Source organism: Spirochaetota bacterium (assembly GCA_026415295.1).
Taxonomy (GTDB): Bacteria; Spirochaetota; JAAYUW01; order JAAYUW01; family JAOAHJ01; genus JAOAHJ01.
Genome location: JAOAHJ010000008.1, coordinates 36973 through 53766, shown reverse-complemented (window position 1 = coordinate 53766; position 16794 = coordinate 36973). Strand labels below are relative to the sequence as shown.

The 16794-nt window shown below is 23.8% G+C and carries 13 protein-coding genes, 1 tRNA gene and 1 other RNA gene; 4 read left to right on the top strand and 11 right to left on the bottom strand.

Annotated elements, in window-relative coordinates; genetic code table 11:
* Positions 1 to 256: 256 nt before the first annotated feature.
* Together N3A58_02395 and metK are read right to left on the bottom strand one after the other, a co-directional pair.
* Positions 257 to 2125 carry a methyl-accepting chemotaxis protein gene (locus N3A58_02395; protein ID MCX8058246.1) on the bottom strand — a complete coding sequence of 623 codons (1869 nt, stop codon included), beginning with the start codon at positions 2123 to 2125 and terminating at the stop codon, positions 257 to 259.
* 160 nt (positions 2126 to 2285) lie between these two features.
* Positions 2286 to 3437, bottom strand: a complete 1152-nt coding sequence (gene metK / locus N3A58_02390) for a methionine adenosyltransferase (protein MCX8058245.1) — start codon at positions 3435 to 3437, stop codon at positions 2286 to 2288.
* Between the two features lie 569 nt (positions 3438 to 4006).
* Between metK and N3A58_02385 the strand changes: the two genes are divergently transcribed.
* Positions 4007 to 5191 (top strand): phosphoribosyltransferase family protein, encoded by a 1185-nt coding sequence (locus N3A58_02385; GenBank protein MCX8058244.1) that lies wholly within the window; start codon positions 4007 to 4009, stop codon positions 5189 to 5191.
* On the opposite strand, the gene N3A58_02380 is transcribed toward N3A58_02385, so the two are convergent.
* Entirely contained in the window at positions 5162 to 5743 is a 582-nt protein-coding gene (locus N3A58_02380; protein MCX8058243.1) for a SelB C-terminal domain-containing protein, read from the bottom strand. The two genes, N3A58_02385 and N3A58_02380, sit on opposite strands and share 30 nt — an antisense overlap.
* Positions 5744 to 5902: 159 nt before the next feature.
* Between N3A58_02380 and N3A58_02375 the strand changes: the two genes are divergently transcribed.
* Positions 5903 to 6760, top strand: coding sequence for a lipoate--protein ligase family protein (locus tag N3A58_02375; GenBank protein ID MCX8058242.1), 858 nt, complete (start codon positions 5903 to 5905; stop codon positions 6758 to 6760).
* 10 nt (positions 6761 to 6770) lie between these two features.
* On the opposite strand, the gene N3A58_02370 is transcribed toward N3A58_02375, so the two are convergent.
* The 7 genes from N3A58_02370 to N3A58_02340 form a co-directional block, all read right to left on the bottom strand.
* Positions 6771 to 7628, bottom strand: a complete 858-nt coding sequence (locus N3A58_02370) for a ParB/RepB/Spo0J family partition protein (protein ID MCX8058241.1) — start codon at positions 7626 to 7628, stop codon at positions 6771 to 6773.
* A gap of 48 nt (positions 7629 to 7676) precedes the next feature.
* Positions 7677 to 8438, bottom strand: a complete 762-nt coding sequence (locus N3A58_02365) for a ParA family protein (protein MCX8058240.1) — start codon at positions 8436 to 8438, stop codon at positions 7677 to 7679.
* On the bottom strand, positions 8423 to 9070 hold the full coding sequence (rsmG, locus tag N3A58_02360; protein MCX8058239.1) for a 16S rRNA (guanine(527)-N(7))-methyltransferase RsmG: 648 nt from the start codon (positions 9068 to 9070) through the stop codon (positions 8423 to 8425). Before rsmG ends, N3A58_02365 begins: the two co-directional genes overlap by 16 nt.
* Before the next feature lie 32 nt (positions 9071 to 9102).
* Positions 9103 to 10965, bottom strand: a complete 1863-nt coding sequence (mnmG, locus tag N3A58_02355) for a tRNA uridine-5-carboxymethylaminomethyl(34) synthesis enzyme MnmG (GenBank protein MCX8058238.1) — start codon at positions 10963 to 10965, stop codon at positions 9103 to 9105.
* Positions 10966 to 11089: 124 nt separating this feature from the next.
* Positions 11090 to 11185, bottom strand: an RNA gene (gene ffs, locus N3A58_02350) — signal recognition particle sRNA small type.
* 10 nt (positions 11186 to 11195) lie between these two features.
* Positions 11196 to 11283: transfer RNA gene (locus N3A58_02345), tRNA-Ser, on the bottom strand.
* A gap of 125 nt (positions 11284 to 11408) precedes the next feature.
* Complete coding sequence (locus N3A58_02340; protein ID MCX8058237.1) at positions 11409 to 13571, bottom strand: sodium-translocating pyrophosphatase; 2163 nt, start codon at positions 13569 to 13571, stop codon at positions 11409 to 11411.
* A 463-nt stretch (positions 13572 to 14034) separates the two neighbouring features.
* On the opposite strand from N3A58_02340, the gene N3A58_02335 reads away from it, so the two are divergent.
* Together N3A58_02335 and N3A58_02330 are read left to right on the top strand one after the other, a co-directional pair.
* Positions 14035 to 14574, top strand: coding sequence for a flavin reductase (locus N3A58_02335; GenBank protein MCX8058236.1), 540 nt, complete (start codon positions 14035 to 14037; stop codon positions 14572 to 14574).
* 40 nt (positions 14575 to 14614) lie between these two features.
* Positions 14615 to 15925 carry a TIGR04013 family B12-binding domain/radical SAM domain-containing protein gene (locus N3A58_02330; GenBank protein ID MCX8058235.1) on the top strand — a complete coding sequence of 437 codons (1311 nt, stop codon included), beginning with the start codon at positions 14615 to 14617 and terminating at the stop codon, positions 15923 to 15925.
* Here the strand turns inward: N3A58_02330 and N3A58_02325 are convergent.
* The gene (locus N3A58_02325; GenBank protein ID MCX8058234.1) at positions 15892 to 16788 is read right to left on the bottom strand and encodes a PHP domain-containing protein; all 897 of its coding nucleotides are present in this window, start codon (positions 16786 to 16788) and stop codon (positions 15892 to 15894) included. The two genes, N3A58_02330 and N3A58_02325, sit on opposite strands and share 34 nt — an antisense overlap.
* Positions 16789 to 16794: the final 6 nt, after the last annotated feature.

The following is a 16794-nucleotide window of genomic DNA, read 5'->3' as shown; positions in this document are numbered from 1 at the left end:
GGTCTTTTGATCCCTTAACCCCAAGTTATTATATCTCACTTAAGGGATAAGAGGTTAAAAAAGATTATACTTTAATAATATTTTGTCAAGGTAAATATTTATTAAGAGAAATAATTATGAATTAAATAGAAATTAAAATTGAATAATTTTAACAAAAATATTATTTAATTCTTAATAATATTGAAACATTAATATTCAATTTCTAAATATTATAACATTAATAGAAATATTTTTTTATTTGTTAATATTTTATAAATTAAGCTCTCATAATATTCTTAATTGAATCAAGTTCAACTTTTATTTCATTAAATAAAGTTCTAAATTGCCCAGCTAAAGAATTAAAATCATAAGCTATTTTGAGAAAACTATCAAGTTTACCAACTAAATTTTTTGTATTCTCTTGTATATTTTCAGTATTAACATAAATCTGATCAAAATAAATATCAAAACCACTTACCTCATTTTGAAGAGTAAAAAAAGTATCATTTAGTTTTACTTGTATTTGAATAGATTTCTTTAATTCATCAAGAGTTAACTTAATATTTTCATAAATATTAGAAGTTGTAGAACTTGATTTTTCAGCTAATTTTCTAATTTCACCAGCTATAACTGAAAAACCTTTACCTGCTTCTCCAGTTCTTGCTGCTTCTATTGAAGCATTTAAAGCAAGCAAAGTTGTTTGTTCTGAAATATCATCTATCAATAAAAGAGATTCCTGCATTTCTTCAAATGTTTTATTTAAACTATTGAATATTTCATTAAAGCTCATCAAAATATCAGAAGAGTTTTCTATTTTATCAAAAACTGATCCAAGTTTATCTTTTAATGAATTTAAATTCTTAGATAAAAAAGAAAGTCTTTCATTTATACTATCAATTAAATTTTTAGTATTTTTAAATTCAGATTCATAGTTATAAATAACTTCATCAATTTTAGATGAGTTTTTCTTACTTTTATCCATCAAATTTAATATTTTATCTGAAATAATAGATACTTCCTGTAATGCTTTTCTAAATTTTAATCTTTCCTCTTCTATTTCCTTTTTTGCCTTTATATTTTGATTTGTTAAATCAGTTAGCTTTAACAAAGCAAGATTAACTCCAAAGAGAATAATAAATATTAAAAGAAATCCAGAATAATGATAGGTTCTAATAAAAAGAATAAAAACCATTCCTAATAAACAGTTAATTACATCTATAAAAATACCAGCAAATATTGAAGAATTTATTAGTTTTCTAATGTTATAGCCTACAGTTGAAATAAAAAAAAGCACCCAAAATGTTTGAATTAAAGCAGATATAAAAAACATAACTATAAAAAAGAAAAGATTAATAAAAGTAAATTCATAGATATTATGAATAAATTTATGAATATAATAGTTGACAAATATGGTAATTATGAAATATGGAGAAATATCAAGTAAAAAACCACCAAAAGTATTAAAATAATATCTTAAATTAATTAAGCTTCTATCTTCTTTATAATCTTTTATATATGTTCTAATAGTTTTTATTAAAAAAATAAATGCTATACCTAGCATTGCAAAAAAAGGATTATAAAGAATAATTAATATATATGGGACCATAAAAGAAAGAGAAAATGTTTCATATTCACCTAATCTAAATTCAAAAAAACTAAAAATAACACCTAAAGCTACAATTAAAAAATATTGAATCCCTGGAGTAACAAGACCGAAAGATAAATCCAAAAATTTTTGATCAATCAATGTTATTTTAACAAAAAAATATGATAAAATTAAACCTTGAAAAATATAATAAAATATTCTTCTGTTTATAGCTCTATTTCTTTTTTTTATTGCTGAGTCAAATAATTTTTGTTCCCATAATTCCAAAGAATTATAATCATTTTTTGTTGATACAATATTGTAAATCTGTTTCCAGAAATGATTTTTTAAACTCTTCTTTTCACAATAATATTTTAGTCTCGAAAAATAATCATTTTTATTTATCGTTTCTATTTTTTTCTCTTTTTTCTTACTTTTTACTTTCATTTTAGAAACATCATTTTCAGTTTTTTTATCATCTTTTTCATTAATATTTAGTAACGCCTTTTGTTCAAGCTCTAAACTCTCTTTTAAATTTCCTTTACCATTTTTCTTTTTCATTATCTCTACCTTAAATATTTATTATCTTCTCAACCTTATAATCACTATAACATATAAAATAAAAATAATTAGAAAAATTTATAATAATTACAAATTTAATTATTGTAAATTTTTAATATAAATTTTACTAATAAATAAAACTTATCTTCTTTTTAAAAATTTACTTTAATTTTTTTAATAATTCATCTACTTTATCGGTTTTTTCCCAGTTAAATTTAGACCTTCCAAAATGACCATAAGTTGCTGTTTCTTTATAAATCGGTTTTCTTAAATCTAAATAATCTATAATACCATGTGGAGTTAATGGAAATATATCTGGAATAATTTTCTCAACTTTTTCTTCAGAAATATTTCCTGTACCAAAAAAATTAATATTAATTGAAACAGGATGTGATATTCCTATTGCATAAGCAAGTTCAATTTCACATTTCCTAGCAATTTTTGCTGCAACTATATTTTTAGCTATATATCTTGCCATATATGCAGCAGATCTATCAACTTTTGTAGGATCTTTTCCTGAAAAAGCTCCCCCACCAACTCTACCCATACCCCCGTAAGTGTCTACAACTATCTTTCTTCCTGTTAAACCAGTATCTCCTTGAGGGCCTCCAATAACAAATCTTCCTGTAGGATTAATATAATAAATAGTCTTATCATCAAACAATTCTTTAGGAAGAGCTTCTTTAATAACTTTTTCTATTAATTCATTTTTTAAAGTAGCATAAGGAACATCTTCATCATGTTGATGAGACAGAACTACTGTATGTATCCTTTTAATCTTTTCTCCATCATATTCTACAGTAACTTGACATTTACCATCAGGTCTTAAGAAAGGGAGAACACCACATTTCCTTACTTCAGCTGCCTTTAACATAATCTTATGTGCAAACATTATAGGCGCTGGCATTAATTCAGGTGTCTCATCACATGCATAACCAAACATCATTCCTTGGTCACCAGCACCTATATCTTTATTTTTTGTTGGATCTTCATCTACACCAATAGCTATATCTTGAGATTGCGAATTTATATTTAATAAAATTCCACATGATTTATAATCAAGACCATAGTCAGGATCAGTATAACCTATTGATTTAATAACCCCTCTTGCTACAGATTGTATATCAATGTAACCATCAACAGTCATTTCACCACCAATAATGATAACACCATTTGTTGCCATAACTTCACAAGCAACTCTTGCCTTTGGATCTTGCCTTAAAGCTTCATCAAGTACTGCATCTGATATTTGATCACAAAGTTTATCTGGATGTCCTTCGCCAACAGATTCAGAAGTAAATAAATATCTCATTTTATTACCTCCATAAAAAATTAATTAAATAAACTATATATTAATTAGGTAATCAATTCTACTATGATATTTAGTTACAAATAAATATTTTTTAAGTCAATATCTGTGATAAAAATATTAATAAAACTTTTTACAATGTCAAATCATTTAAATTAAAACAATAAATATTATTTTTTTAATAAGTTAAATAAAATTATTTTATTATAAAACAATATTAAATTCAAAAATTTTCTAAATAAAAATAAATATTTAATTTTTTAGATTTCCCTCTTATTTAATGTTTTTATATAAATATAATATAAATTTATTAATCTAAAAATAGAATTTCCATTCTTCTTATATTTTAAGATTTAATTTTAATACTACATTTCGCATTTCAATTTAAGCCAGTAAATTTTTTGTTGCATGATTCTCTTTTGGTTTTTTAATTCCAAAAACAACCATCATACTCCCACTATAAAAATATTAATTTTAAATTTAATTTTAAAAAAAATTTTTTTTGATATATTTTAATAAATAATAAAAGAAAAATTAATAACAAAAAAAATAATAATAAAAAGGTCAATAAAATGAAATTTTTATATAAAAACCCTAAAGAAATATTAATTGAATCTTTTAAACTCGGTAAAAAATTATATGAGAACGGATTTCGACCAAATCATGCTATATCTTTATGGAGAGGTGGGACTATAATTGGTCTTGGAGTAAACGAATACTTTAGATTAAAAGGAATTTTTATAAATCATACTTCTATAACAACATCATCATATAATGAAAATTTTGAGCAAAAAGATATTATTATTAAAGGACTTGAACATGTTATTAAAGTTGTTGTACCTGAAGATAATCTTCTTATTATAGATGATATTTTTGATACAGGAGAAACAATAAAAACTTTAATTGATCTATTAAAAATAAAAACACGTAAAAATATGCCAGAAAATATTAAAATAGCTACTCTCGATTCTAAACCAGAAAAAAATTTGCATAAAATAGATGTAACATTTTTAAACTCTTATGATAAAGATATATGGGTCAATTATCCTCATGAAATTTCAGATTTATTCTTTTCAAATGAAGAAAATTATTTAATAGAAAGAGATAAAGAAGCTTTTGAAATCCTTAATAAAAAAAACTATAAAACAGAATCAGTTGATTATTCTCCTTATCATTGGTTAACACCGGAAGAAGTTTTTTATGATTCTATTAAACTTGGAGTAAATATTTTCTATTCTGATTTTAAACCTGATTATTTAATTGCATTGTGGCCAGGTGGAGTTTTGACTGGAATTTATATTCATGAAGCTTATAAATATTTAAATAAATTAACAGGTCAATTTAGAAAGCTCCCAGATCATGTTGCAATAAATACAACCTCATCACATTTATCTTATAAATCTAATATTATTGGTTTACAATATCTAATAGATAACATTAATTATGATGACAAAATTCTTATTATAGATACATTATTTAAGTCCGGCAAAGATGTAAATCCTGTAGTTGATAAATTAAAAAGTGGACTAAAAAGAAATTTAAATCATAAAAATATAAGAATTGCTTCACTATATTTTGATAAAGATTCCAATTATACATGGACCGTAAAACCTAATTTCACTGAACCCCACTTTTATTTAAAAGAAACAAAAGGAGAAATAATTTTCCCTCATTCAATCCATAAACTGCCAAACCCTCTAAAACAACTTAAAAATACCTTCCCAGAACTATACAATCTCATTTATAGCTTTGATTAAAACTCTTTTGTTATTTTGAAATTTTGTTATACTTTGATTATCTAAATATTCAAGAAAAATAACAGCTTTTTCTCTAGAAATATTAAGTTTATCTTTTAAGTAGGAAGTTTCTTTAGGACCTGACATTAATTCATTTATGACAATGTTTAAATATTTTTTATAAATTTGAGATTTAAGATAATACCTACCACTTATCAATTCTATTAACTGTTTTGTATCAATTAAAAAATCGATTATATTTAATATAGCTTTTTTATTTATTTTAAAGCTAGTTTCAAAATAATCTAAATCAAGCTTATTTATTTCTACGAAATACTTTAAAATTTCATTTTTTAATTTTTCCAAACTTTCATTTAGATATATTTCTCTATTTTTTTTATAAAATACTACTCCATTATAATCATATTTATCATTATATTCCTTCATAATATTAAAAAAATTATAGAAATCTACTGAAAAATGTTTCTCTATTTCCCTTTTTCTCATTCCAAATCTTAAAGGATTATTTTCATAAAAATTATTGAAAATTTTATCTATTTTTTTACCTTTCATTAAATAATGATTATAAACATAGAACTAAAAAGTAAAGTTAATTATTGCTAATAAATATTAATTTATGTTTTAATTATTTGATAATTGTAAAAAATGCTATTCTAAATAAATATTTTATCGATTTGAACAATTTTAATTTTTTATATAGAGGACAAAAAAATGCATAAAAAAAACATTTATAAACTAAGATTTATCGATACTGATATAAATGATGGCTATTTTAATATGGCTTTAGATGAAGTTCTTTCTTATAAAGTTTTTAAAAAATTATCTATTCCTATATTAAGATTTTATAGATGGAACCCCCCATGTTTATCAATAGGATATTTTCAAGATGCAAACAAAGAAGTTAATTTTGACAGTTTACAAAAAAATAAAATTGATCTTGTAAGAAGAATTACTGGTGGAAGAGCTGTTTTACATGATATAGAACTAACTTACACAATAATAATCCCTCTTGAATATGATTGGATACCATCATCTATTAATGAATCATATAAAATTTTATCAAATGCACTTTTACAAGGTTTAAAAAATTTAGGTATTAATGCTAATATCTCAAAGCCAATTAATGGAAAAATACCTCATACTACATCAGCCTGTTTTGATGCACCATCCTCTTATGAGTTACTTGCTAATAATAAAAAAATTATAGGATCTGCTCAAAAAAGATTTAATGGTTTACTTTTACAACATGGTTCTATTCCTATAATTTTAAATATAGATAAATTATTTGATTTATTAAATATTGAACCAATAGAAAAAAGGGAACAATTAAAAAATATATTTAAAAATAAAGCAACATCTATTTCAGAGCAACTTTGTTACATCCCTGAAATTAAAAAAGTAAAAGAAGCTTTTTATAATGGTTTTAAAGAAGCACTACCAATAGAGTTAATTGATGATAAATTAACAGATGAAGAAAAAAAAGAAACTTATTTTTTAATAGAAAAAAAATATAAAACTACTGAATGGAACCTTAATAAGGAAAACAATTTAAAATATTTTTATAATTAAAATTAAAATCTTAACTAATCAATTTATCTAATACATTTCTATCAAAATATTCTATTATAACTTTTCCTTTAGTAAGGTCCCCATTAATATATACTTTTGTATTAAATTTATAAGACAGCTTCTCTTCTATCTCCTTTATAAATGGATCCTTTTCTTTTAATTTATTATTTTTATTATTTTCCACCTTATTAGCCCTTTTTAAAAAATCTCTAACTAATTTTTCAGTTTCTCTAACAGATAATCCTTTTTGTTCAATTTCATTAATCAAAATTTCTCTATCTAATTCATTTTCAATTGATAGCAAAGCAATAGCATGTCCCTTTGAGATTTTACCTGAAACAATTTTATCTCTTTCTTTAAAAGACAATTGCAATAATCTCATAGAATTAGTAATGTAAACTCTGCTCTTTCCAATTCTTTGAGAAAGCTCTTCTTGTGTCATATTAGTTTTTTCAATAATATTCTTAAATGCATAAGCTTCTTCTATTGGATTTAAATCTTCCCTCTGCAAATTTTCTATTAGGGCAATTTCAAGAATTTCATTATCAGTTAAATTTTTAATAATAGCAGGTATTTCAGAAAGGCCAGCTTTTCTAGCAGCAAGATACCTTCTTTCACCTGCTACAATCATATATTTATCATTTTTTTGTACCAATATTATTGGTTGCAATATTCCTTTTTCTTTTATCGAATTAGCTAAGTTTTCTATTTCTTCATCATTAATAAACTTCCTTGGTTGATCTGGATTTCTTTCTATTTTATCAATTTGAATAAGCTTAATATTTTCTTTTGATTTTACTTCTTCTACATTTAAAGGATTATTATTAAATAAAGCATCCAAACCCCTACCCAATGCCTGTTTAGCCATATAATCTCCATTAATTTTTAATATAAAATTTAGAATTTAAATTTTTTTTTAACTTACTGCTGGATTAAGAAACTCTTTAGCAAAAGTTAAATACGATAATGCTCCGTTAGATTTAGGATCATATTCATAGCATGGTTTACCAAATGATGGTGACTCAGAAAGAGCTATATTTCTAGGAATAATAGTTTGATATACAAACTTGTCGAAATAATTTAATACTTCATCTTTAACTTGTTTAGAAAGATTTGTTCTTGGATCGTACATTGTCAATAAAACCCCTTTTAATTTTAAATCCCCATTGTATCTTTCTTGAACAATTTTAATTGTTTTTAGAAGTTGTGTTAACCCCTCTAAAGCATAATATTCACACTGCACAGGTATTAAAAATGAATCTGAAGCAACGAGTGCATTAATTGTTAATAAACCCAATGATGGAGGAGTATCTATAAGAATATAATCATATGAATTTTTTATCTTAATTAATGCTTCTTTCAATTTATACTCTCTATTATTAATATTCAAAAGTTCAATTGAAGCACCAGCAAGATTTATATTTGCTGGTAAAAGGTCAAGAACACCAATATTCATTATAGCTTCATTTACTAAACAATCTCCTACTATTACATTGTAACTTGTTAAATTATCATCCTTCAATTTAATACCAAAACCAGAAGTTGCATTACCCTGTGGATCAAGATCAACAACGAGAATTTTCTTTTTTAATAATGATAAAGAGTAGCTCAAATTAACAACTGTAGTCGTTTTACCAACACCGCCCTTTTGGTTAGCTATTGTTATAATTTCTCCCATAATATCTCCACAATATTTCTTTCCTCTTCTTTTATACCATAAATATTATGAATTTCTATTTTTTTTATAAAATCTTTTAATTTTTTATTTTTGTCCAAACAATATAACTCTTCTTTTATTGAAGACTTTTTCCCCTTATAAGAAAAAATAAAAGTTACATTAGAATAAATATTTTTTGAGTTTTTTATAACATTTGGAATAGAATCAAGAGCTCTAAAAAGTATAATATCAAATTTTTGTTCTTTAATCTCTTTAAAATTTTTATTTATTACAACATAATTTAGGTTTAAATTATCTTTTACTTTTTCTAAAAAGTTACACTTTTTATTATTTGATTCTATTAAATAGAAATGTAATTTTGAGTCATATAAAATAATAGGTATTGATGGAAAACCTGCCCCTGCCCCCAGATCAGCAATTTTTTTTCCATAAATGGTATCACCAAAAATTTTAATCATTAAAAAATATCCTGCCAATGAGTCTAGAATATGCTTATAATACATTTCTTCTCTATTTAAAATAGAAGTTAAATTATATTTTTTATTTTCTATAATTAAATAATCTAAAAATTTATCAATGTTTTTTTTATACAATCCATCAATAATATCTTCAAATTTTAAAAACAATTCCATATGTTACATGTGTAACATTTTTATTTAATTTTTCAATTTTTATTTTTCTTTTTAATATAAATTAAAACATTTAATAGATCAGTCTGTTTTATTCCTTTTATTCTTGACATTTGACCAATATTTTCAGGTTTTATTTTTTTTAATCTATCTTTTGTTTCTTTTGAAAGAGTTTCTATTTTATCATAATCAATATTTGAAGGAATTTTTAAATTTTCATTTTTCATTAAATCATCTATAAGTTTATTTTCATGGTCAATATAACCTTTATATTTATTTTCAATTTGAATATTTTTTAACACATACTCATCTATATTGATAAACTTTTTTTTATTTTTAACAAGATCAATAGCATCTTGAATAATTAAATTTTTTATGGTATATGGAGGATTTATTTCATTTAAACTTTTTTCTAAATTAAAGTCACTAATATCAGTTTTATTATATTTCCTTTCTAAAAAGTTTTCAATAAAAAACTTTTTTTGATTAACAAAATTATTAAAATATTGTTCATGTGTTTCTTTTTTTAATCCTAAAGTTCTAGCATCAGGATATAATCTTTCAAAAGTATTATCAAACCTTAAATTTAATCTAAATTCTGCTCTAGAGGTAAACATTCTATATGGCTCATCTATTCCTTTAGTAGTTAAATCATCTATCATTACTCCAATATACGATTTATATCTTGAAAATATGTATGGTTCTTTTTTTAATATTTTTAAAGAAGCATTTAAACCTGCAACCAATCCCTGACCAGCTGCTTCTTCATAACCTGAAGTACCATTAATTTGGCCAGCAAAATATAAATTTTCAATTATTCTACTTTCAAGTGTAGGTTTAAGATATGTTGGATCTATAGCATCATATTCAACAGCATAAGCTGGCTTAATTATTTCAATATTTTCAAAACCATCTATTGTTCTGAGTAATTTTATTTGCAGATCTTCTGCAAGAGATGTTGAAATACCATTTAAATAATAAATATTTGATAATAAACTTTCTTTCTCAACAAATATCAAATGAGAACTTTTATCTTTAAATTTAATAACTTTATCTTCAAAAGATGGACAATATCTTGGCCCAATTCCTTTTATTTTCCCAGAGTATAATGGTAATTTATCTATATTTTCAAGAATAATTTTTGAAGTATTTTCATTTGTTCTAGTTATATAACAATCTATTTGAGGTAATTTATTAATTTTGTTAACATATGAGGCTATTGAAAAATATTCATGGTTTTCATCTCCTTTTTGTACTTCCATTTTATTAAAATTTATAGATCTACCATTAACTCTCGGTGGAGTTCCTGTTTTTAATCTAATTAATCTAAACTGATTTTTTAATAAAAAATCGGATAAATAATTTGCAGAATATTCTCCAATTCTTCCTCCTTCTCCATTATAATCGCCTATAAATATTCTCCCTTTCAAAAAAGTTCCAGTAGTTAATATAATTGCATTAGCAGTAATTTGAAGACCTCTTCTTGTTTTTATACCAATAACTTTTTTTTTATTTTCATCTAAAATTAAATCAATGACCTCATCTTGGTATACAAATAGATTATCTCTAGACAAAATCTTTTTTATAATTTCATTCATATATTGTATTTTATCTGACTGAACTCTTAAAGATTGAACAGCAGGTCCTTTTTTTGTATTTAGCATTCTAAATTGAATTGCTGTTAAATCAGCAATTTCTGGCATAAGTCCACAAAAAGCATCGATTTCTCTAACTATATTCCCTTTTGCTATTCCACCAATTGATGGATTACATGACATTTGTCCTATATTATCAATATTTAATGTAATTAAAAGTGTCTTTAATCCAAAATTAGTCGCTGCCCAAGAAGCTTCAATTCCAGCATGACCTCCACCCACAACTATAACATCATAATCCATTATTTCTCCTACTTTTAAAATAAATAATATTTATATATTTTTATTATTTAATTAAGCAAATATTATTTATATTATATTATATTTAAATTTAAAAATTAAATATTTTTAATTTAAAAAAAACTGCACTTAAGATAATTTCCAATCAGCAACTCTATTCTCTACCGTTGCTTCCGTCAGGACCTGGCGGGGTTTGAGAAAGAATTACCATTGGGTTACCTTAAGTGCAGTATCGGAAAGGAAGGGATTCGAACCCTTGGTAGGTTTATCACCTACACACGCTTTCCAAGCGTGCTCCTTCGGCCTCTCGGACACCTTTCCTTTCCTTAAATATAATAATCATATTTTATTTGTCAATTTTTTATTTCTTATTTTTATTATTTTGTTTTTTTATATTTAATATTTTTACTTCTATTTTAAATATTTTTAATATAAAAAATTTTTTACTATTTAAATATAATTTTTGATATCATAGCATTTAAATAGATTGAAACAGAAACAAAAACAATAGATACCATATTCATTAACTTTATCAAAATATTTAGTGAAGGCCCAGCTGTATCTTTAAATGGATCACCTACAGTATCTCCAACAATTGATGCTTTATGTGGTTCAGAATTCTTTCCTCCAAAATTGCCTTTTTCTATAAATTTTTTAGCATTGTCCCAAGCTCCACCAGAATTAGCCATCATTATGGCTAAAATAAAACCAGAAATTAATGAACCAATTAATAAAGAAATTACAGCTAATGGACCTAAAATAATACCAGTTAATACTGGAACAATTATTGCAATTAAAGATGGAATTACCATTTCTTTTTGAGCTCCAATAGTTGATATTTTAATACAGGAAATATAATCTGGATCTTCAGTTCCTTTTAATATACCTGGTTTTTCCTTAAATTGTCTTCTTATTTCCTTTACCATTTGATGTGCAGTTCTACCTACTGCCCTTAAAGTTAATGATGAAAAGAAGAAAGGCATTAAGGCTCCAATAAATAAACCCACAACGATAAATGGATCAAGAAAGTTAACGTTTAAACTATTATTCCATTGATAACCTGCTTTATCTAAAAATTTTTTTATATAGTCCGAAAATAGTGGTCCTTTTGAAGCTACAATTGACAAATTTTCTATTATCTTATTTTTATATTCAGCAACAAGCACAAGAGCAGTTAATGCTGCTGAACCTATAGCAAAACCTTTCCCTGTAGCAGCTGTTGTATTTCCTAAAGCATCAAGATTATCTGTTCTATGTCTCACCTCTTCACCAAGTTCAGCCATTTCAGCAATTCCACCAGCATTATCAGCAATAGGTCCATAAGCATCTGTTGAAAGAGTTATGCCGAGTGTAGATAACATTCCTACAGCTGCAATACCAATTCCATATAATCCATTTGCTACACTTTTAGACCCTCCTGCAATAAAAAAGGCTAAAATAATAGTTATTGAAACTGTTAATACAGGTATTGCAGTTGATCTCATACCTAAAGCTATACCATCTATAATAACAGTTGCTGCTCCTGTTTGTGACTTTTCAGATAATTCTTTTGTCGGTTTGTAATTATCAGAAGTGAAATATTCAGTAAAATAACCTATTATTACTCCAGCTAATAAACCTGAACACATTGAAAGCCATATGTTTAAATATTGCTTTCCTATAACATAAAATATGAATAAGAATGAAAGTATAACAATTCCGAATGAAGAAAAATAAATACCTCTCCTAAGAGCTCTTAAAAGATTTAATTGATTAGCATCTTCTTTTGTTTGTACAAAAAATGTTCCTATTATAGAAAGAATTATTCCAATACCAGCTATTATTATAGGTAATATCATAAAAACAACATCTTTAAAAGCAAAAACTGATAGTGCCATTGTAGCTACAATTGAACCCACATAACTTTCATAAAGATCTGCACCCATACCAGCAACATCACCTACATTATCGCCCACATTGTCTGCAATAGTAGCTGGATTTCTTGGATCATCTTCTGGAATTTCTTGTTCAACTTTACCAACAATATCAGCTCCTACATCAGCTGCTTTTGTAAAAATACCTCCACCTAATCTTGCAAATAGAGCCATTGTAGATGCACCCATACCGAAAGTAATCATAATAGATGGTATTTCAAAAGTTTCTACTTTAAAAACATATTTTAATAAAGTAAACCATATTGAAATATCAAGTAGTCCAAATCCAACTACAGTCATTCCCATAACAGTGCCTGCTGAAAAAGCGATCCTTAAGCCTTTATTCAAACTTTTTCTTGCAGCTTGAGTTGTTTTTTGATTAGATTTAGTAGCAATCATCATACCTATATATCCTGATAAACCTGAAAAGAATCCACCAGTTATAAATGCAAATGGTACAAAAGGTGATAATAATTTTAAGAAAAAAGAAATATAAGATAGTATAGCTGATAGAAAAATAAAAACTATTAAAATTACTTTATATTGTTGTGTTAAGTATGTTTTAGCTCCATTTTGTATTATTTTTGAAATTTTGACCATCTTTTCATTTCCAGATTCTTGTTTATCAAGGTAAATAACAAGTGAAAATGAAAAAATTAATGCAAGAATAGATCCTATCCATCCATAAATTATCATTCTAACCTCCTAATTTTTTTGTAAAAATTTATATACTTAAAATAAAATTAATCAACTATATTTTTTAGCTTAATTTTTTAATAATTTTAATCTTATTAAGTTTATTTTTTATATTTAAATACATATAATTATTAATTTTTTAAATTTAGTTTTTTATATTGAATATTTAAGTATATGTTTTTTTCAAATTATTTTTATTGATTGTATTAGTATTAATATGAACAATTTATTGTAATTCTTATTATTTTTTTTACTGTAAATAACTTAAATTGTTATTTATTTATAGAAAATTTTTGTTTTTTATTCACATTAAATATTTTATTTTTTCAAAAATTTAATTTTTTTAAAAATAATATTTATTATTAAAATATGAATGTTAAGTTTGTGAATAAAATTATTTTTTTTTTGTTAATTTGTTAGTAAATTTTTAAAAATAATGTAATTTTTGATAAAGGAGTTAAAAATGGATAAGTTTAAAGAAATTAATTTTTACGATTTTTCTTTTAAAGTTTTTGATTATATAGATAATAAATGGGCACTTATTGTAGTTGGAAATGAAAAAAATAATAATTGTATGACCGCAAGTTGGTTAAGTTTAGGAATATTATGGAATTACCCTATTGTGAATGTATTTATAAGGCCTACAAGATATACATATACCATTTTTGAGAAATCAAATTTTTTTTCTGTTTCTTTTTTTGATGATAATTTTAAAGACAAACTTGAGTATTGCGGAATGAAAAGTGGTAGATTAGAAAATAAGTTTGATAAATGTAAATTTAATTTAAATTTTTATTCAGTAGAAGATAAGTTAAATTTTGTTAAAAATATTAGAATTCCATTTGTAGAAGAATCTAAAATTTTATTCTTATGTGAGAAAATATATTTTCAAGATTTAGATAATAAAAACTTCTTGGATTCAGAAATTGAAAAACATTACAATAATAATGATTATCATAGAATGTATGTTGGTAGAATATTAAAAATTTTTATAAGAGAATAAAAGCCTTTAAATGTTAAAATATATAAAATTTTTTTCAAATATGAAAAAATTAGTTATAGTTGCTTTTCTTGAGAATAATAACAAATATAGTTTTAATGCTCTTATTCCTTCAATTGAACAATTAGAAAAAAGTTTTGATTTTGATATTAAGATTTTTTATGATTTTAATCTTATTAAAAAATTTATCTTAGAAAATAAAAACGAATATGAAAACTTTTTTTTTCTTTTTTCAATATTAACTTCAGAATTGTTAAAATATAAATTTTTAATATCAGAAATTAAATGTCTTGAAAAAGAAATAGATAAAAATTTTTTTATTATTAATGGAGGTCCTCATATAATTGGAAAGCCTGATTCAATAAAATTTTTAAACAGTGATATAGGTTTTATTGATGAAAGTGAAATTACTATTAAAGAATTAATCGAATGTTTTTTTAAAAAAAAATTCAATAAAAAAAATAAAGAAGAATTTATTGGGCATTTGAAAGATAAAAAATTCAATAATTTATCATTATATTATGATAATAAAGTATTTATAAATAAAAGAATTAAAAATATTGATGATTTGAATAATGTTAGATATTTTTCTGATAAATATCAGCTTTATGGTCCAATAGAAATAACAAGAGGGTGCTTTTTTAATTGTGCTTATTGTCAGACACCACAAATTACAGCCAAATTGGTAAGACATAGAAATATTGAAAATATAGTAGAAATGGTTAAACTTTCTATTAAGAATAACATTAGGGATTTAAGATTTATTTCACCTGATGCTTCATCATATATGTCATTAAAAAAAAATGAGGTAAATTTAGAAAAAATTGAAAATTTACTTCTAAGTATTAGAAAAATTTCAGGGAATAAAATTAAAATTTATTTTGGATCATTTCCTTCTGAAATTAGACCAGATAATATTTCAGATGACCTACTAAAAATTATTAAGAAATATGCTAACAATAAAAGAATTATTATTGGAGCTCAAAGTGGAAGCGATTTTGTTCTTTCGAAAATTAAAAGAGAACATAATAAAGAAATTATATTTAAGGCGACCTCAATAATATTAAGAAATGGATTTGAACCACATGTAGATTTTATTTTTGGTCTTCCCTTTGAAAATAAAGAGTTTCAAATTGAATCTCTTAGATTTATAGAAAAACTTGTTAATATGGGAGCAAAAATTCACTCCCATTTTTTTATGCCACTACCTGGTACTATCCTTGCAAAAAGTAAACCCCTAAATTTAGAAAATGAAATTGTTTGCAAAATATATAAATTAGAAGGGACTCAAAAGATGTATGGAGAATGGAAAAAACAACTTCAAATTGCAGAAAAAATATTTTCTACATTTTGAATAAAAAAATTATTATCAGAATATAGTATTTCTTTAATTTTATTATAAATTACAATAATATTATCTCTTAATTGAGGAAATTTAAAGTAGATATTACTATTTATAATACTAAAATAATCTATCTTCTCATTTATTAAATATTTGTTATACTCTATATTAAAATTTAAAAATAATTCAGATAATTCTTTATTTTTGATTTTAAAATATTTCCTTCCAATATCATTTAAATAATGTGCATCAGAATTTGTGATGATATTAATATTTTTATTATTGAGAATATAATCCTCTCTTAATTTTTCTATATCTTTTGTATTCGATATTTCTATAAGTTTAATATTTAAATCTGAAGGTAAAAAACCAAGTTGAGAAATAACAGAAAATGAATCAGAAAAAAAATGTGAAGGAAAATAGATATAGCCTTCATTTTCTAAAATCTTACAAATATTGTTAAAAGAAATATTGAGTGATTGTATTAAAAGATTTTCTTCTTCTGATATAATGTTTTCATTTTCATCAATTATTGGTTGATCTCCAAATATTTCATAATTTGCTTTAATAATATTAATTTTATCTTTTAAATATGAATCATAAAAAATTTTTGCTTCAATATAGGTAGGAAATATAATAACAAGATGCACTTCTTCCATTGTTTGAACTTCAATACCTGGTAAAAAAAGAATCTGATTCTTTAACCCATTTATAAAATATGAAGGAAAGTTAATTATTGTATTATGATCTGTAATAGAGGCTAATTTAATATTAAATTGGTTAAGTTTATTAATTAAATTAAAAGGTCCCATTTCAAGACTTCCGCATGGTGAAAGACAAGAGTGAATATGAAAATCAATATTTATGAAGTCCAAATTATA

What these genes read in the sequence shown, in the direction of transcription:
- N3A58_02335 (MCX8058236.1), top strand. Translation starts at nt 14,035, where the DNA reads ATGGATAAGTTTAAAGAAATTAATTTTTACGATTTTTCTTTTAAAGTT.
- N3A58_02385 (MCX8058244.1), top strand. Translation starts at nt 4,007, where the DNA reads ATGAAATTTTTATATAAAAACCCTAAAGAAATATTAATTGAATCTTTT.
- N3A58_02340 (MCX8058237.1), bottom strand. Translation starts at nt 13,571, where the DNA reads ATGATAATTTATGGATGGATAGGATCTATTCTTGCATTAATTTTTTCA.
- N3A58_02370 (MCX8058241.1), bottom strand. Translation starts at nt 7,628, where the DNA reads ATGGCTAAACAGGCATTGGGTAGGGGTTTGGATGCTTTATTTAATAAT.
- mnmG (MCX8058238.1), bottom strand. Translation starts at nt 10,965, where the DNA reads ATGGATTATGATGTTATAGTTGTGGGTGGAGGTCATGCTGGAATTGAA.
- rsmG (MCX8058239.1), bottom strand. Translation starts at nt 9,070, where the DNA reads ATGGAATTGTTTTTAAAATTTGAAGATATTATTGATGGATTGTATAAA.
- N3A58_02375 (MCX8058242.1), top strand. Translation starts at nt 5,903, where the DNA reads ATGCATAAAAAAAACATTTATAAACTAAGATTTATCGATACTGATATA.
- N3A58_02365 (MCX8058240.1), bottom strand. Translation starts at nt 8,438, where the DNA reads ATGGGAGAAATTATAACAATAGCTAACCAAAAGGGCGGTGTTGGTAAA.
- metK (MCX8058245.1), bottom strand. Translation starts at nt 3,437, where the DNA reads ATGAGATATTTATTTACTTCTGAATCTGTTGGCGAAGGACATCCAGAT.
- N3A58_02380 (MCX8058243.1), bottom strand. Translation starts at nt 5,743, where the DNA reads ATGAAAGGTAAAAAAATAGATAAAATTTTCAATAATTTTTATGAAAAT.
- N3A58_02395 (MCX8058246.1), bottom strand. Translation starts at nt 2,125, where the DNA reads ATGAAAAAGAAAAATGGTAAAGGAAATTTAAAAGAGAGTTTAGAGCTT.
- N3A58_02330 (MCX8058235.1), top strand. Translation starts at nt 14,615, where the DNA reads ATGAAAAAATTAGTTATAGTTGCTTTTCTTGAGAATAATAACAAATAT.